We start from the raw sequence: 20354 nt of genomic DNA, 5'->3' as shown, positions 1-20354 counted from the left end.
CCTGCCCTTTTCTTTTGCGCCGACATGGTGTTTTCCTGCGGCAAGCCAGACCGGGGGATGCCATGTCGCTGCAAGAGATCAAGAACCGTATCGCAAAGGCCGAACAGGCCGCGGACCGTCCGCAGGGGTCGGTCAGGCTGATCGCCGTGTCCAAGGTGCAGCCCAACGACCGCGTCGAAGCGGTGTTGCAAGAGGGGCACCGCATCTTTGGCGAGAACCGCGTGCAGGAGGCGGCCGGAAAATGGCCCGCGTTCAAGGAGCGCTACAGCGGCGTCGAACTGCACCTGATCGGACCCTTGCAGACCAACAAGGCACGGCAGGCGATGGAACTGGTCGATGCCATCCATTCGGTCGATCGGCCCAAGCTGGCCAATACACTGGCGCGGCTTGCGCAAGAGCTGGGCCATTGCCCGGACCTGTTCATTCAGGTCAACACCGGCGAAGAGGAACAGAAGGCCGGGATCATGCCCACAGAGGCGGACGGTTTCATCGCCGAGTGCCGCACGCTCGATCTGCCGGTGCGCGGGCTCATGTGCATCCCCCCGGTCGAGGAAGAACCCGCACTGCATTTCGCGCTTCTTGCCAAGATCGCCGCGCGCAACGGGCTGTCCGGTCTCAGCATGGGGATGAGCGGAGATTTCGAAAGCGCCATTGCGCTGGGCGCCACCCATGTCCGGGTTGGTTCGGCCATCTTCGGGGAAAGAACTACCGCGGCGGAATGATCATTCGCGCCCCCGGCGCGATCCGCTGTGCGATCCAGCGCAGGTCGGTTCGGGAAAAGGCGATGCAGCCTTCGGTCGGATATCCCGGCCGCCGCCACTGGTGGATGAATATCGCAGACCCGCGCCCCGGCTCCGCATCGGGCCGGTTCCAGTCCGTCACCAGCACCAGATCATAGAGCGGATCGGCACGCCGCAACCTCTCGTGGCTGTGTGGATAGGGCGTGCGCACAAGCTGGTTATAGGCCGCATCGCCCATGTCGTCGGACCACAGGTCACCCGGCCCGATGGGCCGCGCCCAATCCGCAGGCCGCGCGATCCGATCCGCGCGATAGAGCAGGCCGACAATCCGATGCGCACCCACCGGCGTCGCCCCGTCGCCCTCGCGCTTGTCAGCCCGGATGCCGCCCTTGCCGATGGAGCAAGGGAAATACCGGCCAAGAAACCGCACCCCGCGCGGCGTCAGCACCATATCGGCAGGTGTCACAGCATATGCCCCGATTTCGCGGCCTTGGTCGCCAGGTATCCACGGTTATGCGCGGTCTGGCCCACTTTCAGCGGCACCCGCTCGGTCACGGCGATACCGGTGCGCTCCATCATCGCGATCTTGGCGGGGTTGTTGGTCAGCAGGCGCACCGCCTTGAACCCCAGCGATTTCAGGATATCCGAACCCAGCCGGAAATCCCGCTCGTCATCCTCGAACCCCAGACGGTGATTTGCCTCGACCGTGTCGAACCCCTGATCTTGCAGGAAATAGGCCCGCATCTTGTTGGCCAGCCCGATGCCGCGCCCCTCCTGGTTCAGGTAGAGCAACACGCCCGAACCTTCCTCGCCCATCTGTGCCAGCGCCCCGCGCAGCTGCGGGCCGCAATCGCATTTCAGGCTGCCCATCAGGTCGCCGGTGAAACAGGCAGAATGCAGCCGCGCCAGCACCGGTTTGTCCCGGTCTGGGCGGCCGATTTCCACCGCATAGTGTTCTTCGCCGCCGTCCTCGGGGCGGAATACGTGCAGACGCCCGGCCTCGGACACTTCCATCGGCAGGCGCGCGGCGGCCACTTCGCGCAGCGGGCTGCGCTCGCCCAGATGCGGCGCCGCGCGGGCGTGGTCGATGCAGGTCAACCCATGCGTGGCGGCCAGGCCGCGCCCGTCCGTCACCGCAACCACCACTGACGCGGGCAAGAGCCGGGCGGATTTTGTCAGCGCGATCGCAAGCCGGTGCAGCGCCGCGCTGCCCTGCCGCTCTGTCGTCAAGGGCCCTTTCATCGGTCGGTCCAGGTCGTCCGACGGGTCGGCCACCGCCTGCAGCCAGCTCAGATCGGCGAAATCCGGGATCAGGATACGCGCCAGATCGCCGTCATAGGCACGCGCCTTCAGCGTTTCGGCACGCCGCCCGGTGACCGCGATCACCGGCGTGCCAAGAACGCGCAGATCGGCCAGCCGCGCGGGCGACAATGTTTCCGCCGCGACCGCCAGCACGCTTTCGCCCTCCTCGCCCGTCAGCACCACGGGCAAACCCATGCGCAGGTCGGCGCGTGCCCGCGCCAGAAGCTCGGAAATGTCGGGGATCAGGCTCATGCGTCTTGTCCAGTGGCGTCTACAGAACGTACCTAGTGCCTGAAGCTCGAAATGTGAAACATATAGCTGACGAAAAACACGAGGGCGTGAGAGAATTGCAGTAATTCTTGCCGATTGCGTGTGGCGCGCTCAACTGGTTGGAAACGAGATGAGGAGGAAGCAGCGATGGCGCAGCTCAAGAAGATCCTGCTGGTGGATGACGACGACGATCTGCGCGAGGCGCTGAGTGAGCAGCTGGTGATGACCGAGGACTTCGACGTGTTCGAAGCCGAAACAGGCCAGGCCGCCACCGACCGGGTGAAAGAGGCGATCTATGACCTCATCATCCTCGACGTGGGCTTGCCCGATACTGACGGGCGTGAACTCTGCCGCCGGATGCGCAAGCAGGGGATCAAGAGCCCGATCATCATGCTTACCGGCCATGACGGCGATGCGGACACTATCCTGGGGCTTGATGCAGGGGCCAATGACTACGTGACCAAGCCGTTCAAGTTTCCCGTCCTGCTTGCCCGTATCCGCGCCCAGTTGCGCCAGCACGAACAGTCCGAGGACGCGGTTTTCCAGCTTGGGCCCTACACGTTCAAGCCGGCGATGAAGATGCTGATCACCGAGGACGACCGCAAGATCCGCCTGACCGAGAAGGAAACCAATATCCTCAAGTTTCTCTACCGCTCCAGTGACGGCGTCGTCCCGCGCGACGTACTGCTGCACGAGGTCTGGGGCTACAATGCCGGCGTTACCACCCATACGCTGGAAACCCATATCTACCGCCTGCGGCAAAAGATCGAACCCGATCCGTCGAATGCGCGCCTTCTGGTGACGGAATCAGGTGGTTACAGGTTGGTCGCCTGATGGTAGAATTTGATTCAGGTCAAAGAAACACCTCAATGTTATCTTTAGCTTGATATTTAACCCGTTCATGTCCGGGCAATGACATGAACCTCCCTGTTGGACTGGCCGGGCCTGGCGCCCGGCCTTTTTTTGGCCGGGGCATGGACATCGCCGGTCAAGGCGATAGGTTTCGCCGGACCCGATGAAAGCGAGACGCGCCATGTCCTTTACCCTTGCCACCTGGAACATCAACTCGGTCCGCCTGCGCGAACCCATCGTGTGCAAGCTCCTGGCCGAGGAAGGGCCCGACATTCTCTGCCTGCAAGAGATCAAGTCGCCCGTCGACAAGATGCCGGTCGATAGCTTTGCCGCACTGGGCTATACCCATGTCGTGGCGCATGGGCAAAAGGGCTACAATGGCGTCGCCATCCTGTCGCGTTTGCCGATCGAAGAGGTCGGGCGCGAGGATTTCGCCACCCTCGGCCATGCCCGCCACGTCGCCGCCCGACTGGAAAACGGGGTCACCATCCACAATTTCTATGTCCCCGCAGGTGGCGATGTGCCCGACCGCGCGGTGAACGAGAAATTCGGCCAGAAACTCGATTACCTGACCGAGATGCGCGACTGGTTCCACACCAACAGCCCCGAGAAATCCATCCTGGTGGGCGATCTCAACATCGCCCCGCGCGAGGATGACGTCTGGAACCACAAGCAGCTCCTCAAGATCGTGTCGCACACGCCCGTCGAGGTCGATCATCTGGGCCAGGTGATGGAGTCGGGCAAATGGATCGACATCACCCGCCAGGACATCCCCCAGGGGCTCTTGTACTCCTGGTGGTCCTACCGGGCCAAGGACTGGAGCGCCGCCGACAAGGGCCGCCGGCTGGACCATGTCTGGGCCACGCCCGATATCTCGAACGCCGGCCATTCCAGCCGCATCCTGCGCGACGCCCGCGGCTGGGACCAACCCAGCGACCACGCCCCGGTCTTTGCCAGTTTCGATCTGTAACAGGGCCGAATACCACCTTTCGGCCGAACTGAGGTCTTGGTTTCCCCGCGCGCCAGGCGCATATAAGGGCCAAATCCGAACCGGAGAAAAGATACCATGGAACTTCTGAACGGCGCGGGCGCAGTCCCCGCAGGCGATCTGATCAAGGACACGAGCGAAGCCACATTCATGGCCGATGTGGTCGAGGCCAGCCAGACGGTTCCGGTGATCGTCGATTTCTGGGCGCCCTGGTGCGGCCCCTGCAAGACGCTCGGTCCCGCGCTCGAGTCCGCCGTGACCGCTGCCAAGGGCGCGGTGCGCATGGTCAAGATCAATGTCGACGAAAACCAGATGATCGCCACGCAGATGCGCATTCAGTCGATTCCGACCGTCTATGCCTTTTATCAGGGCCAGCCGGTCGACGGGTTTCAGGGCGCGCTGCCCGCGTCCGAGATCAAGGGGTTCATCGACCGTGTGATTGCCGCCGCCGGCGGCGAGGCGCCGGGTGCTGCGCTGGACGAGGCGGTTGCCGCCGCCGAAGAGATGCTGGAGCAGGGCGCGGCCGCCGATGCCGCCGAAACCTTCGCCGCCATCCTCGGCGAAGAGCCCAACCACGCGGCCGCCTATGGCGGCCTGGTCCGTGCCCATATCGCGATCGGCGATCTGGACCATGCCGAGGCGATCCTGAACGGTGCCCCTGCCGAGATTTCGACCAGGCCCGAGCTTGAAGCCGCTCATGCCCAGCTGGAACTTGCCCGTCAGGCCGCAAATGCGGGCCCGGTCGCCGAACTGGCTGCCGCGGTCGAGGCCGACCCGGCGAACCATCAGGCCCGATTCGATCTGGCCAAGGCGCTGCATGCCACCGGTCAGACCGAACAGGCGGTTGCCGAACTGCTTGAACTGTTCCGCCGCGACCGCGAATGGAATGACGGCGCGGCCAAGACCCAGTTGTTCACCATCTTCGACGCGCTCAAGCCGAACGACCCGATCGTACTGAACGGGCGTCGCAAACTCAGCTCTCTGATATTTGCCTAATCGCCGAACCGGACTACAATCGGGTTCATGATGCAATCTGCTGACCTGCCCGAAACATTGGCTGTCTTTCCGCTGCCCGGGGCGCTGTTGCTGCCCCGGTCGCGGTTACCTCTGCATATCTTCGAACCGCGCTATCTCCAGATGCTGAGCGATGCGTTGAAGACACCGCAACGTCTGATCGGCATGGTGCAGCCGAACCCCTCCCGCGGCGACGATGGCAAGCTGCACCAGATCGGCTGTGCCGGTCGCGTGACCCAGTTCTCGGAAACCGAGGACGGGCGATACATGATCACCCTGACCGGTATTTCCCGTTTCCGTGTCAAGTCCGAGGTCGATGGTTTCACCCCCTATCGCCGCTGCAATGTCTGCTGGAAAGGGTTCGAGCGCGATCTCGCACGCCAGTGTGAGGCCGATAACCGCTTTGAACGCGACCGGTTCCTGCAACTGCTCAAGCGATATTTGAAAGCGCGCGATCTGGCGACAGACTGGGAAACGCTGTGCCAGGCCGATGACGAATTGCTGGTCAACTCGCTGTCGATGCTGCTCGATTTCACACCCGAGGACAAACAAGCCTTGCTCGAGGCACCCTGTCTAAAGACCCGGCGCGAAACGCTGGTCACCCTGATCGAATTCGCCCTGCGTGGCGGCCCGGACGAGGATACGCTGCAATGACCGACCCCAACACAGCCTTTGACCGCCGCATGCTCGAAGCGCTGGTCTGCCCGGTGACTCACGGCAGGCTGGAATACGATGCCAAGGCGCAGGAACTGCTTTCCAGATCCGCCCATCTCGCCTTTCCGATCCGCAACGGCATCCCGGTGATGCTGGTGGACGAGGCGCGGCGGCTGGATGACTGACCGGCTGCGTTGACGGCGTCTCATATCGGGCGGCCCTGCAACAACTTCGGCAGATCGCCGGTCAGCCCCGCCGCCTCGCGCACGAAACCCCGCCGCAGGCCGGGCAGCTTGCCGATCAGCCCCATGCCCAGGTCGCGCCCCGCCCGCAGGATCGGGTTGTCGTTGGAAAACAGACGGTTGAACGCATCGGTCGCCAAAGCCAGCGTCGCCGTGTCGAACCGCCGCCACTGCTGATAGCGCTCCAGAACCTGGATTGACCCGATATCCTCGCCCCGCCGCCGCGCCAGGGTCAGCACCTCGGCCAGCGCGCCCACGTCGCGCAGCCCGGCGTTCAGCCCCTGGCCCGCGATCGGGTGCATCCCGTGCGCGGCATCGCCCACCAGCGCCAGCCGCTCGGCGACAAAGGCATTGGCGATGGTCAGGTTCAACGGATAGGTGAAGCGCGCCCCTTCCAGCCGGATCTCGCCCAGGAAATCGCCAAAGCGCGGGCGCAGGATTTCCAGGTATTCCGCCTCGGGCAGCGCGTTGATGCGTTCCGCCGCCTCGCTCCGCTCGCTCCAGACGATGGAACTGCGGTTGCCCGGAAGCGGCAGGATCGCCAGCGGCCCCGGCGGCATGAAGAACTGATGCGCGATGCCGTGATGCGGCAGCTCATGCGCGATGGCGCAGACCAGCGCGGTCTGGCCGTAGTCCCATCCGGTGCGTTTGATGCCCGCGCGCGCGGCGGTGCCGCTCTTGCGCCCGTCACAGCCTACCAGCAGCGCCGCCCGCCGGGTCGAACCGTCGCTCAGCGTCACTGTCACGCCGGTCGCATCCACCGCCTGCGCCACAACCGCCACCCCGTTCAACTGGGTGATGCCCGGTGTTGCGTCCATCGCCTCCAGCAGCGCACGCCGCAGGTAACGGTCCTCGACCATGTAGCCCATCGGGCCTTCCTCGATCTCGGCATGGTCGAAATGCAGGAAGAACGGCGACGGCCCTTCGCCCGCATGGCCGTCGGTCACCTTGATCTCCAGCATCGGCTGAGCGTGGTCCGCAACACGCTCCCACACGCCGATGGCCGCCAGCAGCCGTTGCGAGGCCAGCGCCAGCGCATAGCCGCGCCCGTCGAACCCGGCATCGGCGCGCACCGGTTCGGGCAGCGCGTCGACGATGGTTACCGTATGGCCGTTCCCGGCCAGCGCCAGCGCCAGGGCCGGGCCGTTCAGCCCGCCGCCCACGATCAGAATGTCGGATCTCTGTTCCATGCCGCGCAATATGCGCCTCGTTACGGGATTGTCCATGTGCAGTCCTGTCGCTACCGTCGCCTGCGACTCGCAGCAGGAGGATGACATGGGCGACTGGCTGAAGATGACGGCAAGCGATCTGGGGCGCGGCATCGGCGCGGGGCAGATCGACCCGGTCGAGCTGACCGACTGCTATCTCGACGCCATCGCCGCCCATCCGCATCGCGACGCGATCTATGCCCGAGTCACCGAGACCCGCGCCCGGGCCGAGGCGCTTGCCGCCGCGCAACGGGCCCGGCAGGGGCTCCGCCGATCGCTGCTCGACGGTGTGCCGATCAGCTGGAAAGACCTGTTCGACACCGCCGGAACCGGGACCGAGGCAGGCTCGGCCCTGCTCAAGGGCCGCGTGCCCGAAACCGACGCGCTGGTTCTGCGCAACGCCACCGCCGCAGGCTCCGTCTGCCTGGGCAAGACGCATATGAGCGAACTGGCCTTCTCGGGCCTTGGCCTCAACCCGGTCACCGCCACCTCGCCGAACGTGCACGACCCGAAATGGGCTCCGGGCGGGTCCTCCTCGGGGGCTGCCGCCTCGGTCGCCTTCAACCTTGCCGCCTGCGGCATCGGCTCGGATACCGGCGGTTCGGTGCGCCTGCCTGCCGCCTGGAACGATCTGGTCGGGCTCAAGACCACCTCGGGCCGGCTCAGCCTCGAAGGCGTCGTGCCTCTGTTGCTGAAATTCGACACCATCGGTCCGCTGGCGCGCTCGGTCGAGGATGCCGCCCAGGTGCTGGCGCTTCTGGAAGGCGGCAAACCCATCGACCTGCGGGGGGCCACCCTTGCCGGCAAGCGGTTTGCCGTGCTCGAAACCCTGGCGCTTGACGATTTGCGCACAGAGCCTGCCGAAGCCTTCGACACCGCGCTGCGCCGGCTTGCCGAAGCCGGGGCCGAGATCGTGTCGTTGAAAATCCCGGAACTGGTCGAAGCGATGAGCCATTCCGCCAATCTTTATACGGCAGAGGCTTATGGCCTCTGGCGCGACGTGATCGAGTCCAACCCAGGCGCGATGTTCGACCAGATTCTCGAACGGTTCCGGCACGGGCAGAATTACTCGGCACCGGACTATGTCGCGGCCTGGGCCAAGCTCGATGCATGCCGGGCGGTCTGGGATATGGCCACAGCGGGCTATGACGCCGTGCTGGCCCCCACCGCGCCGATCCTGCCCTCCGACCGTGACCGGCTGTTGCAGGACCATGACTATTACGTCAGCGAGAACCTTCTGGCCATGCGCAACACGCGGATCGGCAACATGATGGGGCTCTGCGCGCTCAGCCTGCCCACCGGCACACCGGGATGCGGCCTGATGCTGATGGGGCGCCCGGATTGCGAAGAGGCGTTGCTGCGCGTCGGCGCCGCCGCCGAAAGCGCCTTGGCCTGAATGCCACAATTCCCTGCCATGGCAACGCTTTGTCTGGACGCAAGCAGGGTTCGTCTGTAATTTGGTCTCGAACGGGGCGCCATGATCCCGAGACGAGGCAGACCAGATGAATTTCCCCGATCGGTTTTCGAACCTACCGGCCTATGCATTCCCGCGCCTTCGTGCGTTGCTCGACCATCATGCGCCGGGCGGCGAAGTCGTGCACATGACCATCGGCGAACCCAAGCACGATTTCCCGGCCTGGGTGACGGATGTCATCGTCGAAAACGCACATCTGTTCCAAAGCTATCCGCCGAACGAAGGCTCGCACGCCCTGCGCGGGGCGATCTGCGACTGGATCGCGCGGCGCTATGGCGTGACGCTCGACCCCGAGCAGAACGTGATGGCGCTGAACGGCACGCGCGAGGGGCTGTACAATGCCGCCATGGCGCTGTGTCCCGAGCAGAAAAACGGCCAGCGGCCCATCGTCCTGTGCCCCAACCCGTTCTATCAGGTCTATATGGTCGCCGCGATCTCGGTCGGGGCCGAGCCGCATTTCGTGCCCGCCACCGCCGCCACCGGTCATCTGCCCGATTACGCCAGCCTGCCGCCCGAGGTGCTGAACCGCACCGCCGTGGCCTATATCTGTTCGCCCGCCAACCCGCAGGGGGCCGTGGCCAGCCGCGACTACTGGGCCGAGCTGATCGGCCTGGCCGAACAATACGATTTCCGCATCTTCGCCGATGAATGCTATTCCGAGATCTACCGCGACGCCGCGCCCACCGGCGCGCTGACCGTGGCGCGGGACATGGGCGCGCATCCCGAACGGGTGGTGCTGTTCAACTCGTTGTCGAAACGGTCGAACCTGGCGGGGTTGCGCTCGGGTCTGATCGCGGGCGGGCCGGAAACGCTCAAGCACGTCAAGCAGTTGCGCAACTATTCCGGCGCGCCGCTGCCCGGCCCGCTTCAGGCCGCCGCCGCGCGGGTCTGGGCCGACGAGACGCATGTCGAGGAAAACCGTGCGCTCTACCAGGCGAAATATGCCGTGGCCGACCAGGTCTTTGCAGGTGTTCAGGGCTACATGCCGCCGGAAGCGGGCTTCTTCCTCTGGCTGCCGGTCGACGATGGCGAGGCCGCCGCGCTGAAGGTCTGGCGCGACACCGGCGTCCGGGTCCTGCCCGGCGCCTATCTGGCACAGGGTAAACCGGGGCAGAACCCGGGCGAGAATTACATCAGGGTCGCGCTGGTGGCCCCAAGAGAAGAATTGCAGCGCGGGCTGATCAGGCTGCGCGACTGCATCTATGGCTGAGGTACGAGGGTAGCATGGCATCATACAACGCACGCAGTCGGGATCCGCTTCTGGACAGCAACCTGCAAGCCGCGATCGAGCGGCGCGGCAAGGAGTTGCTAGGCCTCGCGTTGATCGTTCTGGGTCTGGTCGCTGCTGCCATGGTCGGCTCCTACACGCCGGACGATCCGAACTGGATGGTCTCGACCGACGCACCGGTGCAGAACTGGACCGGCCGCATCGGCGCCTCGATCGCCGCGCCGCTGTTCATGATCGTCGGCTGGGGCAGCTGGGGCCTGCCGCTGGTGCTGATCTCCTGGGGATTGCGTTTTGCCGTGCATGTGGGCGAGGACCGTGCCGTCGCCCGCCTGATCTTCATGCCGATCTGGATCGCCGTCGTGTCGATCTATGCCGCAACCCTGGTTCCGGGTCCGGAATGGCGCGCCACCCACTCATTCGGACTGGGCGGGCTGTTCGGCGACACGGTGATGGGCGCGGTGCTGACGCTCGTCCCTGTCGGCTCGCACCTGATGGTCAAGCTGACCTCGCTTGCCATGGCCGCGGCCATGTTGTCGCTGGGCGTTTTCGTTCTGGGTTTCACCTGGCCCGAAGTCAAGCGCGCCAGCCGTCATGTCATGGTCGGTGTCATTCTTTTGTATGGCGGTCTGATGACGTTGCTGGGGCGCGGCGCCTCGGCTTCTCTGACCGCCATGCGCAGCCACAAGGAACAGCGCGCCGAGCGCCGCGAGGCCGCGCGTGTTGCCGCACGGGAGGCCGCCTGGCGTGCCCAACAGGCCATCACCGAAGAAGAATTGATCGAGGATCTGCCGCTGCAACATCCTGCCGCTCTGCAGAAGCCTTCGCTGCTGGCACGGATGCCGGCACTGATCCGTCGGCCTGAACCGATGCCGCAACCCGAGTTGGTGGAACCCGTCCCGGTCAAGGGATACGACACCATGCCCGGCGCCGACCGCATCCAGTCCAAGATCGCCGCCGCCGTCCGCAGCCGCAAGGAGGCGACAGGCGTTGTCGCCCCCGCCCCCGATCCGGCCCGCCCGCTGACCAAGGGACGTGGCCGCGGCCCGGACCCGCTGGTGCTCGATACCCGCCGCCATGGCGACCTGCCCGCCGAGCCGCCGGTGACCGCCCGCGCGGCGCAGCCGGCTGCGTCTCTGGCCGTCCGGCAAGCAGCCGCGCCGCAGGCGCGCGCCGAAACCGCCGCTGCTGCCGTACCGCAGCCAGAGTATGTCGAACCGGCGCTGATGCACGAATGGGTCGAGGACGATGTGACCGAACCCTTCGACACCCTGGACACCGCAGACAGTGTTCCGGTCGAACCGCTGCCGCAAGTGGCCCCTCCGGTGCGGGCCGCAGCGCCGCAGCCGATGGCCAACATTCCGGCGGCGCAGCCGCGCAAGGCGGTGGTCGAACAGCCGTTGCGCCGCAGCTTCGCGCCCTCGCGCCGCGCCCAGGCCGAAGCGCAGCCGGCGCTGGCCTTCGACGACCACGCCGCCGCCTTCGAACTGCCGCCGCTAAACCTGCTGATGAATCCCACCGCCATCCAGCGCCACCACCTCAGCGACGAGGCGCTCGAGGAAAACGCGCGCATGCTGGAAAACGTTCTGGATGACTACGGTGTGAAGGGCGAGATCGTCTCGGTCCGCCCCGGCCCCGTTGTCACCATGTACGAGCTGGAACCGGCGCCGGGCCTCAAGGCGTCGCGCGTGATCGGCCTCGCCGACGATATCGCGCGCTCGATGTCGGCGCTGTCGGCGCGGGTCTCGACCGTGCCGGGCCGCTCGGTCATCGGCATCGAACTGCCCAATGAACACCGTGAAAAGGTGGTGCTGCGCGAAATCCTCGCCTCGCGTGATTTCGGCGACAGCAACATGAGCCTGCCGCTGGCGCTGGGCAAGGATATCGGCGGCGACTCGGTCGTGGCCAACCTTGCCAAGATGCCCCACCTGCTGATCGCGGGCACCACCGGTTCGGGGAAATCGGTGGCGATCAACACCATGATTCTCAGCCTGCTCTACAAGCTGACACCCGCCGAATGCCGGCTGATCATGATCGACCCCAAGATGCTGGAGCTTTCCGTCTATGACGGCATCCCGCACCTTCTCAGCCCCGTGGTGACCGACCCGAAAAAGGCCGTGGTCGCGCTCAAATGGGTGGTGGGCGAGATGGAGGACCGCTATCGCAAGATGTCCAAGATGGGCGTGCGCAACATCGAGGGCTTCAACGGCCGCGTCCGCGAGGCGCTGGCCAAGGGCGAGATGTTCAGCCGCACGGTGCAGACCGGCTTTGACGATGAAACCGGCGAACCGGTGTTCGAGACCGAGGAATTCCAGCCCATTCCGCTGCCCTATATCGTTGTCATCGTCGACGAGATGGCCGACCTGATGATGGTCGCGGGCAAGGAGATCGAGGCCTGCATCCAGCGCCTTGCCCAGATGGCGCGCGCCTCTGGCATCCACCTGATCATGGCGACGCAACGTCCCTCGGTCGATGTCATCACCGGCACGATCAAGGCCAACTTCCCGACCCGGATTTCCTTCCAGGTCACGTCCAAGATCGACAGCCGCACCATTCTCGGTGAAATGGGCGCCGAACAGCTGCTGGGGCAGGGCGACATGCTCTACATGGCGGGCGGCGCCAAGATCACCCGCTGCCACGGCCCCTTTGTCAGCGATGAAGAGGTCGAGGAGATCGTCAACCACCTCAAGCAGTTCGGCCCGCCCGATTATGTTGGCGGCGTGGTCGAAGGCCCGGACGACGACAAGGCCGACAATATCGATGCGGTGCTGGGGTTGAACACCGGCGGCAATACCGATGGTGAGGACGCGCTTTATGACGCGGCCGTGGCCATCGTGATCAAGGACCGCAAATGTTCGACCTCCTACATCCAGCGGAAACTTGCCATCGGCTACAACAAGGCCGCCCGCCTGGTCGAGCAGATGGAGGACGAAGGCGTTGTTTCACAGGCCAATCATGTCGGTAAACGCGAAATCCTGGTGCCGGAACAGAGCTGATCTTCCGCAGGGCCGCGCGAATGCCTATCTGGTGTGACATGAAACGGATCGCATTCATCCTGGCGCTGCTTGTCGGCGCTCCCGCCGCCTGGGCCGCTGAAAAGCTGCCGCTGGCCGAGATATCGGATTACCTGAACGGCCTGAACACCGTTCAGACCACCTTTACCCAGATCAACGACGACGGTTCGCTCAGCACCGGCAAGCTCTGGCTGCAACGGCCCGGCCGGATGCGGTTCGAATACGATCCGCCCGACAGTTCGGTGGTTCTGGCCAAGGGTGGCACCGTGATCATCCACGATCCCAAGTCGAATCAGCCGCCGGAACAATACCCGCTGAACCGCACGCCGCTCTCGATCGTGCTGGCCCGCACCGTCGATCTGGGCCGCGCCAACATGGTCGTGGGCCATGCCTTTGACGGCACCGCCACCGTTGTCACCGCGCAGGATCCGGAGAACCCCGATTACGGCCGGATCGAACTGATGTTCACCGAGGCGCCGGTCGAGCTTCGCAAATGGGTAATCCATGACAGCGCCGGATCGCGCACCACGGTGATCCTCGGCCCGCTGACCAAGGGCAACAGCCTGAACGAGAACCTGTTCATCGACGGTCAGCCCGGCGTCTCTGCCAGCCGCTGACCGCCAGCCGGTTCGCTATCGGAACTTGCGGCAGCTGGCCAGCTGGCCGCCATACATGTGGGCCCGCGCAGCCACCTGGTCCGAGACACGCAGCAGCCACGACTTGGCATTGTGCGACCCGCGCGCATAACCGGCGTGGCCCTCGTGATAGGCCAGGTACTGGTTGCGCGCATCGGTCAGCGCGATGCCGTTCTTCTCGCGCGTCTTGTTCATGTACCAGCCGATGAAATCCGAGGCGTCCTTGATCCGGTCGCGTTTCGCGCCGCGCCGCCCGGTTTCCTTGCGGTACTGGTCCCATGTCCCGTCCAGGGCCTGGCTGTAGCCGAACGCGCTGCTCTGCCGTCCGATCGGAATCACCCCCAGAACGAACTGATGCGGTGTTCGGGCATCACCGCGATACCGGCTTTCATAGTAGATGGTGGCCATCTGGACATTCACCGGAACGCCCCATTTGCGTTCGGTCTGCTTGAATGCCTTGATGTATTCCGGGCGCTGCGCCGCAATGCTGCACGCATCGTCCAGGTTGCTGGGCGGCGCCTTGGACCCGCCGCCACACGAGCCAAGCACCAGCACCGCCGCCAGTGTAAACAGAGATCTGCTCATCTGCCTCTTGCCTTTTTTGGGGCAGTTTAACGCATCCGGCCGCGCTATGGAATCACATTCGCTAGAGCACCAGCGCCAGCACCGCCGGCAGGGAGGCAACGGAAATCAGGGTCGAGACCATGACCATGCCGGCCACCGTGTCGGCATCTGCCTCGAAACGTTCGGCGAGCACATAGGAGGCAACCGCCACCGGCGTACACATCTGTACCACCAGCACGCCGAAGGCTGTACCCGTCAGCCCAAAACCCGTAGCCACCGTCCAACCCAGGGCGAAACAGACAGCCAGTTTGACCAGCGAAAGGACCACCGCCCGGGAAACATCGTGCGTTGTCATACGCGCGATCGCCACGCCCAGCGTGATCAGCATCAGCGGTACCGCCATCTGACCGATCAGTTCCAGCGCGTTGGTCAGGAACCGGGGTGTCTGCCAGCCCTGCCACAGGAACAAAGAGCCAAGCAGCGTCGACCAGACCATCGGTTCGCGCGCCACCTTGGCCAGCGATCCGCGACCGGCGACGGCGTGGATGCCATAGGAAAACGACCACAGCGCCGAAATCGAGAAGAACACGATGGCATAGCTCAGCCCGGTTTCGCCAAAGGCGAAGATGCACAGCGGCAGGCCCAGGTTGCCGGTGTTGCCGAACACCAGCGGCGGCAGGAAGGTGCGCCGGTCAAGGCTCAGGGCACGAATGCCCAGTTCGACGGTCATCGACAACACCAGAACTGCTCCGATCACAGCCGCTGTAAAGCGAACAAGATCGCTGCCGGGGATCTCGGTCTGCATCAGGGCGGTAAAGATCAGGCAGGGCACCGCAAGCGTCGTCGCCAGCCGGGTCACGAACTGGGTCCGGTATTCGAGCCCCATTCGGACCCAGCCGAAACCGAAGGCCGCCAGAAGAAAGACCGGCGCGACGATCTCGAGCACTGTCAAGGCAAGGTTCACAGACTGTTTCCCTTAATTTTCGATCAATTGTTGGACATGGACGGGTGATTAGCGGTACAAGCAATGTTCAGGGGCTGAAAGACAATGTTGAAAACGCACGCCAAATATCATTTGGGGCAAGTGGTACGCCACCGGAAACACCCGTTTCGCGGGGTAATTTTCGATGTCGACCCGGAATTTGCCAACACCGAGGAGTGGTACCAGGCTATCCCGGAGGATAGCCGGCCGCTGAAGAATCAACCCTTCTACCATCTGCTCGCGGAAAACGATCAGAGCTACTATGTGGCCTATGTTTCCGAACAGAACCTCGTCGTGGACTACTCCGGTGAGCCGGTGGACCATCCCGACATTCCCGAGATGTTCGGGCCGTTCCAGGATGGGTCCTATCCGCTGCATTTCCAACTGAACTGATCCTGCCCGCCAGGCGGGCAGGATCGTTTCAATATCCCAGCGCGCAGCCGTCCTTGCGCGGGTCGCTGCCGGCCGTCAGTACGCCATCCAGGCCGATCCTGATCGCCTGAGCACCGCCCAGCGGCTTTTCCGGAATGACGACCTTGTGCCCCATTTCGGACAGCGCCTGCCGTACCGCGTCCGAATAGCCGCGTTCGATCTTCAACTCGCCCGCGTCTGCAAAGGCGCGCGGCATGTTGATGGCGGCCTGCGGGTCCATCCCGAAATCCACCAGGTTCGAGGTGAACCGAGCATGTCCGGTCGGCTGATAGGCCCCGCCCATCACACCAAAGGGCATCTCGACCCGGCCGTCGCGGCACAGCACGCCCGGTATGATCGTGTGCATCGGCCGTTTACCGCCAGCCATCTCGTTCGGATGCCCGTCCCTCAGCGTGAATCCCGCGCCGCGGTTCTGCAGCAGGATGCCGAATTTCTCGGAGGCGATGCCCGAGCCGAACCCGTGATAGATCGAATAGATCAGAGATACCGCCATCCGGTCGCGGTCGACCACGGTGATATAGATCGTGTCCTTGTGCACCGCCTCGGTCAACGGCGCGGCCGCCGCCATGGCGCGTCCGGGATCGATCAGCGCCGCCAGCCGCGCCGCCGTTTCCGGGGCCAGCATATGATCCAGCCGCATGGTGTGGTCCGGGTCGGCGATGAACCGGTTGCGGGCGTCATAGGCGAGCTTGGCGGCCTCGGCTTCGATGTGAATGCGCTCGGCCCCAAGCGGATCCATCGCGGCGATGTCGAAATGCGACAGGATGTTGAGTATCAGGATCGCCGTCGCGCCCTGGCCATTCGGCGGATGCTCGACCAGGTCCACTCCGGCATAGCGTCCAGCCACCGGCTCGGTCGGCGTACAGGCAGTGGCGGCGAAATCCTCGACCGTATGCACGCCGCCCAGTTTTTTCAGGGCGGCGACCATGTCCTCGGCCACTTCGCCGGTGTAGAACGCTTCGCGCCCGTCGCGGGCGATGCGGCGCAATACCTCGGCCTGTCCCGGCGCTGCAAACATCTGGCCGGGTTTCGGGACGGTACCACCGGGCAGGAACCAGCGCCGCGCCGCGCCCTGCAACACTTCGGCATCGCTGACCCAGTCCGCCGCCACCCGCGGGGCGACCGGAACACCGGTCTCGGCATAGCGGATCGCGGGTTCCAGCACCGAATCAAGCCCGATGCGCCCCTCGGTCGCACACAGGTGGCAAAACGCGTCGATCGCGCCCGGCACGGTAACCGCTTCGGGTCCGTTCAGCGGCACCGTGTCCAGGCCCCGCGCCCGCAGGTCGGCGGCACTGGCCGCCGCCGGCGCCCGCCCCGACCCGTTCAGCGCCCGTATCCGGTTTTCCCCGGCCCGGTTGTAGAGCACGAAACAGTCGCCGCCGATTCCGGTCATCTGCGGTTCGCAGATGCCCAGCAGCACCGCGCCCGCAATCGCCGCATCCATTGCGTTGCCGCCGCGTCGCAAGATTTCTATGGCGGTCTGCGCCGCCAGCGGATGCGAGGTGGCGCACATCCCGTTGGATGCAAAAACCGGCGATCGGCCCGGCAGGTGAAAGTCGCGCATGGGATTGGTCTCCTTCAAGTCCCGCCGACTTTAGTCTGGGCGCAGCGGAGTGCAATCCGCTCTCAAGGAAAGATCCCTGCGGCGGATCAGGCTAGAATGATACGGGGAAACCGGCGCACCGACGGATGCTATCATTGCATATAGTCCTCGACGTTGCGCACTGGGTGGGGGCTGTAACGCGCAACGTCGAGGGAAGCCATATGCAGCTACATCTTCGTTTTGACGGTCCATTGCGGCGTGAATTCGGGCCAATTGTGTCAAGATAAAGGCATTTCGCAAGGTGTTCAGGCCTTCGGCCTGCTCGGCAGATCGAAGCGAAGTGACAGCAGATTGCCTTGCCCGAGGCGCTGGTACTCTATTTCGTTGACCAGTTGCCGGATCAGGAACCATCCAAAACCGCCCTCCGGCAGATCTGCCGGAACAATCGGATCGCCGGACGGCAGGTTTCCGTCAGGCATCGGCTTGCCACGATCGTGAATGCGAATCTCCAGATTGTCAGCAAGCAACCGGCAACAGACCTGAATCTGGCCCGGCTCTATCCCGCTGTAGGCGTGTTCGACGACGTTGTTGATGGCTTCGGCCAGGGCGATTTCCACATCGCCGGTTCGCTCCGCCGCCAGCCCCTGCCTGATCAGCCGTTCGGCCACCGAACAGATGCCTTCGCGCGCTTCGAGTTCAGTCGCGCGAAATCTCACAACGAAATCCTGCCGATTCGCGTCGCCGTTCACATTGGCACTCCTCTGGAATACTTATTCACTGGATGCCGAAAGGGCTTCGTCGAGCGTCGCAAACAGGTTGAACACGGTATCCATTCGGGTCAGCCGAAACACCTTGTCGACCATTGGCGTCAGCCCGGCGAGGTCCAGACGTCGGCCACCCCCCATCTGCTTCATCGAGGCAACGATCGCCCCCAAGCCGCTGGAATCGATGAATTCGACGCGGGAAAGATCCAGCACGACCCGTTCCGGACCGCCTTCGGTCCTGCTGCGCATGTCCTCCTTGAACTGGATTGCCATCGCCGCATCTATCCGTTCTACATTCACGGCAATGACCCGGGTGTTCCCGGCCACGCTACTGGTGAGACTCATTCACCGGCTCCTCGGGTGGCTACTTTTCGCCGCACAAGGGTAGACGGCAATTCTTACCATTCGGTATTCAGACACTGGGCTTTGTGCAGGAGGACAGAATGAAGGACGTAGTCATCGCCGGTGCGGCACGTACGCCGATGGGCGGGTTCCAGGGCATGTATGACGGTGTCACCGCCGCCGAACTGGGCGGCGCGGCCATCCGCGCGGCGCTCCAAGGGGCCGGCGCGGCCACCGTGGACGAGGTTCTGATGGGCTGCGTCCTCCCGGCGGGCCAGGGCCAGGCACCCGCGCGCCAGGCGGGGTTCGCCGCCGGCCTTGGCGAGGAGGTGCCCGCCACGACGCTCAACAAGATGTGCGGTTCCGGCATGAAGGCGGCGATGATCGCCTTTGACCAGATCGCGCTGGGTCACGCTGACACCATGATCGCCGGCGGGATGGAGAGCATGACGAATGCCCCCTACCTCTTGCCCAAGATGCGCGGCGGCGCCCGCATCGGCCATGGCCAGGTGATCGACCACATGTTCCTCGACGGGCTCGAGGACGCCTATGACAAGGGCCGCCTGATGGGTACTTTTGCCGAGGATTGCGCCGAGCATTACCAGTTCACCCGTGAGGCGCAGGACGAATATGCACTGCGCTCGCTGCAAAACGCGCTCGATGCCCAAGCGTCGGGCGCCTTCGATGGAGAGATAGCGCCCGTCACCGTCAGAAGCCGCAAGGGCGAGGTGGTGACCGATGCGGATGAACAGCCCAAAAGCGCCCGGCCCGACAAGATCCCGACGCTGAAGCCCGCCTTCCGCAAGGACGGCACCGTGACCGCGGCCAATGCCTCGTCCATTTCGGATGGTGCCGCGGCACTGGTGCTGGCCTCGGCCGAGGCTGCCGCCGCTCAGGGCCTGACCGTGCGCGCCCGCATCCTCGGCCATGCCAGCCATGCCCAGGCACCGGGCTGGTTCACCACCGCCCCTGTTCCGGCTGCCAAGAAGCTGCTCGCCAATATCGGATGGAGCGTCGATGACGTGGACCTGTGGGAAGTGAACGAGGCTTTTGCCGTGGTGCCGATGGCCTTCATGCATGAAATGGGCATCCCTCGTGACAAGGTGAACGTCAACGGCGGCGCCTGCGCGCTGGGCCACCCGATCGGCGCCTCGGGCGCGCGGATCATGGTGACTCTGCTCAACGCGCTGGAAAAGCGCGGGCTGAAACGCGGCGTCGCGGCGATCTGCATCGGCGGCGGCGAAGGCACCGCAATCGCCATCGAACGGGTTTGACCTTTCGTCTTTTCGGAAATACTCCGGGGGGAATTGGCCGCAGGCCAAGAGGGGGCAGCGCCCCCTTGTGCCCCGACCCGGAGACCGGCAGTGCCCGCAGATTACGCAACTCTTGCCAAGACCATCGCCGCCCTGACCGAGGGCGAAACCGATCCCGTGGCGCTGATGGCGACGGTCACCTGCGAGGTGCACCACGCCGACGACCGGTTCGATTGGACCGGCTTCTACCGGGTGACCGAACCGGGCGTGCTCAAGATCGGTCCCTATCAGGGCGGGCACGGCTGCCTGCGCATCCCTTTCGACAAGGGCGTCTGCGGCGCGGCGGCCCGTACCGGCCAGGTGCAGCTGGTCCCGGATGTGGACGCCTTCCCCGGCCATATCGCCTGCGCCTCCTCGACCCGATCGGAACTGGTGTTGCCGGTGTTTGACGGGACCGGTGCGCTGATCGCGGTGTTCGACATCGACAGCGACCTGCCGGATGCTTTTACGACCGGAGATGCCGAGGCGCTGGGCGCCATCTTAGAACAGGTCTTTGCCCGCGACGACGAGCCCGGCGGTCAGCTGTAACAGCGCGACCGACCAGAGCCAGCGGCCAAAGGGCCGGTTCCCCGTCTTGTGCCGGAACAGCCAGCGCGACAGGAAGGCCGCCGGACTGGCGCCCAGCGCGGCCAGCCATAAAAGCAGGTGCTCGGGGACGCGCACGCGGTTCCACCGCGTGGCCAGCCTGTCCCAGGCGAACAGCGCCACCATCAACCCGTTGATTGCCCAGAGATAGATCACCGCGTTCCACATCTTCCGGGTCTTAGCGGTTGGTGGATCAGGGGCGCAAGAA

The 20354-nt window shown here is 64.6% G+C and carries 22 protein-coding genes; 13 read left to right on the top strand and 9 right to left on the bottom strand.

The features are described 5' to 3' along the window. The first annotated feature begins 62 nt into the window (after positions 1–62). Entirely contained in the window at positions 63–722 is a 660-nt protein-coding gene (locus BLT75_RS05800) for a YggS family pyridoxal phosphate-dependent enzyme (RefSeq protein ID WP_093028640.1), read from the top strand. On the opposite strand, the gene BLT75_RS05795 is transcribed toward BLT75_RS05800, so the two are convergent. Both BLT75_RS05795 and ribA read right to left on the bottom strand, forming a co-directional pair. Further along, on the bottom strand, positions 706–1206 hold the full coding sequence (locus tag BLT75_RS05795) for a L,D-transpeptidase family protein (RefSeq protein ID WP_176827853.1): 501 nt from the start codon (positions 1204–1206) through the stop codon (positions 706–708). The genes BLT75_RS05800 and BLT75_RS05795 overlap by 17 nt on opposite strands. Next, on the bottom strand, positions 1203–2294 hold the full coding sequence (gene ribA / locus BLT75_RS05790; RefSeq protein WP_093028636.1) for a GTP cyclohydrolase II: 1092 nt from the start codon (positions 2292–2294) through the stop codon (positions 1203–1205). Before ribA ends, BLT75_RS05795 begins: the two co-directional genes overlap by 4 nt. Positions 2295–2459: 165 nt before the next feature. Between ribA and BLT75_RS05785 the strand changes: the two genes are divergently transcribed. The 5 genes from BLT75_RS05785 to BLT75_RS05765 all read left to right on the top strand — a co-directional run bounded on the left by BLT75_RS05785 (position 2460) and on the right by BLT75_RS05765 (position 6005). Further along, positions 2460–3146, top strand: a complete 687-nt coding sequence (locus tag BLT75_RS05785) for a response regulator transcription factor (protein WP_093028634.1) — start codon at positions 2460–2462, stop codon at positions 3144–3146. A 199-nt stretch (positions 3147–3345) separates the two neighbouring features. Beyond that, positions 3346–4134, top strand: coding sequence for an exodeoxyribonuclease III (locus tag BLT75_RS05780; RefSeq protein WP_093028631.1), 789 nt, complete (start codon positions 3346–3348; stop codon positions 4132–4134). A 96-nt stretch (positions 4135–4230) separates the two neighbouring features. Then, positions 4231–5148, top strand: coding sequence for a thioredoxin (trxA, locus tag BLT75_RS05775; protein WP_093028629.1), 918 nt, complete (start codon positions 4231–4233; stop codon positions 5146–5148). A gap of 27 nt (positions 5149–5175) precedes the next feature. Further along, a complete protein-coding gene (locus tag BLT75_RS05770; RefSeq protein WP_093028627.1) occupies positions 5176–5820 on the top strand; it encodes an LON peptidase substrate-binding domain-containing protein in 645 nt (214 codons plus the stop codon). Next, entirely contained in the window at positions 5817–6005 is a 189-nt protein-coding gene (locus BLT75_RS05765; protein ID WP_093028625.1) for a Trm112 family protein, read from the top strand. Before BLT75_RS05770 ends, BLT75_RS05765 begins: the two co-directional genes overlap by 4 nt. A 20-nt stretch (positions 6006–6025) precedes the next feature. Here BLT75_RS05765 and BLT75_RS05760 read toward each other — a convergent pair whose 3' ends face one another. After that, positions 6026–7288 carry an FAD-dependent monooxygenase gene (locus BLT75_RS05760; RefSeq protein ID WP_245706377.1) on the bottom strand — a complete coding sequence of 421 codons (1263 nt, stop codon included), beginning with the start codon at positions 7286–7288 and terminating at the stop codon, positions 6026–6028. Positions 7289–7337: 49 nt separating this feature from the next. Here BLT75_RS05760 and BLT75_RS05755 point away from each other — a divergent pair, with 49 nt between their 5' ends. The 4 genes from BLT75_RS05755 to BLT75_RS05740 all read left to right on the top strand — a co-directional run bounded on the left by BLT75_RS05755 (position 7338) and on the right by BLT75_RS05740 (position 13600). Further along, a complete protein-coding gene (locus BLT75_RS05755; RefSeq protein ID WP_093029071.1) occupies positions 7338–8666 on the top strand; it encodes an amidase in 1329 nt (442 codons plus the stop codon). A gap of 106 nt (positions 8667–8772) precedes the next feature. Continuing rightward, entirely contained in the window at positions 8773–9954 is a 1182-nt protein-coding gene (locus tag BLT75_RS05750) for an aminotransferase class I/II-fold pyridoxal phosphate-dependent enzyme (protein ID WP_093028621.1), read from the top strand. Positions 9955–9968: 14 nt separating this feature from the next. Next, a complete protein-coding gene (locus BLT75_RS05745; RefSeq protein ID WP_093028619.1) occupies positions 9969–12965 on the top strand; it encodes a DNA translocase FtsK in 2997 nt (998 codons plus the stop codon). A 38-nt stretch (positions 12966–13003) separates the two neighbouring features. Then, positions 13004–13600, top strand: coding sequence for a LolA family protein (locus BLT75_RS05740; protein ID WP_093028617.1), 597 nt, complete (start codon positions 13004–13006; stop codon positions 13598–13600). 15 nt (positions 13601–13615) lie between these two features. On the opposite strand, the gene BLT75_RS05735 is transcribed toward BLT75_RS05740, so the two are convergent. Both BLT75_RS05735 and BLT75_RS05730 read right to left on the bottom strand, forming a co-directional pair. Beyond that, on the bottom strand, positions 13616–14203 hold the full coding sequence (locus BLT75_RS05735; RefSeq protein WP_093028615.1) for a transglycosylase SLT domain-containing protein: 588 nt from the start codon (positions 14201–14203) through the stop codon (positions 13616–13618). A 61-nt stretch (positions 14204–14264) separates the two neighbouring features. After that, a complete protein-coding gene (locus BLT75_RS05730; protein WP_093028613.1) occupies positions 14265–15146 on the bottom strand; it encodes an AEC family transporter in 882 nt (293 codons plus the stop codon). Positions 15147–15230: 84 nt separating this feature from the next. Between BLT75_RS05730 and hspQ the strand changes: the two genes are divergently transcribed. Then, on the top strand, positions 15231–15557 hold the full coding sequence (gene hspQ, locus BLT75_RS05725) for a heat shock protein HspQ (RefSeq protein ID WP_093028611.1): 327 nt from the start codon (positions 15231–15233) through the stop codon (positions 15555–15557). Between the two features lie 28 nt (positions 15558–15585). Here hspQ and BLT75_RS05720 read toward each other — a convergent pair whose 3' ends face one another. The 3 genes from BLT75_RS05720 to BLT75_RS05710 form a co-directional block, all read right to left on the bottom strand. Continuing rightward, the gene (locus BLT75_RS05720; RefSeq protein ID WP_093029069.1) at positions 15586–17163 is read right to left on the bottom strand and encodes a gamma-glutamyltransferase family protein; all 1578 of its coding nucleotides are present in this window, start codon (positions 17161–17163) and stop codon (positions 15586–15588) included. A 284-nt stretch (positions 17164–17447) separates the two neighbouring features. Then, positions 17448–17891: an ATP-binding protein gene (locus BLT75_RS05715; RefSeq protein WP_093028609.1), complete on the bottom strand. Its 444-nt coding sequence runs from the start codon at positions 17889–17891 to the stop codon at positions 17448–17450. A gap of 21 nt (positions 17892–17912) precedes the next feature. Next, positions 17913–18251: an STAS domain-containing protein gene (locus BLT75_RS05710; protein WP_093028607.1), complete on the bottom strand. Its 339-nt coding sequence runs from the start codon at positions 18249–18251 to the stop codon at positions 17913–17915. A 98-nt stretch (positions 18252–18349) separates the two neighbouring features. Here BLT75_RS05710 and BLT75_RS05705 point away from each other — a divergent pair, with 98 nt between their 5' ends. Together BLT75_RS05705 and BLT75_RS05700 are read left to right on the top strand one after the other, a co-directional pair. Further along, a complete protein-coding gene (locus BLT75_RS05705; RefSeq protein ID WP_093028605.1) occupies positions 18350–19522 on the top strand; it encodes an acetyl-CoA C-acyltransferase in 1173 nt (390 codons plus the stop codon). A 90-nt stretch (positions 19523–19612) separates the two neighbouring features. Then, a complete protein-coding gene (locus tag BLT75_RS05700) occupies positions 19613–20089 on the top strand; it encodes a GAF domain-containing protein (RefSeq protein WP_093028603.1) in 477 nt (158 codons plus the stop codon). Here BLT75_RS05700 and BLT75_RS05695 read toward each other — a convergent pair. Beyond that, a complete protein-coding gene (locus BLT75_RS05695) occupies positions 20042–20314 on the bottom strand; it encodes a DUF1294 domain-containing protein (protein ID WP_093028601.1) in 273 nt (90 codons plus the stop codon). The genes BLT75_RS05700 and BLT75_RS05695 overlap by 48 nt on opposite strands. Between the last annotated feature and the right edge of the window lie 40 nt (positions 20315–20354).

It is taken from the genome of Ruegeria marina (genome assembly GCF_900101475.1).
GTDB classification, from domain to species: Bacteria; Pseudomonadota; Alphaproteobacteria; order Rhodobacterales; family Rhodobacteraceae; genus Ruegeria_B; species Ruegeria_B marina.
The sequence above is the reverse complement of the archived record's forward strand: the minus strand, read 5'-3'. Positions and strand labels throughout refer to the sequence as shown.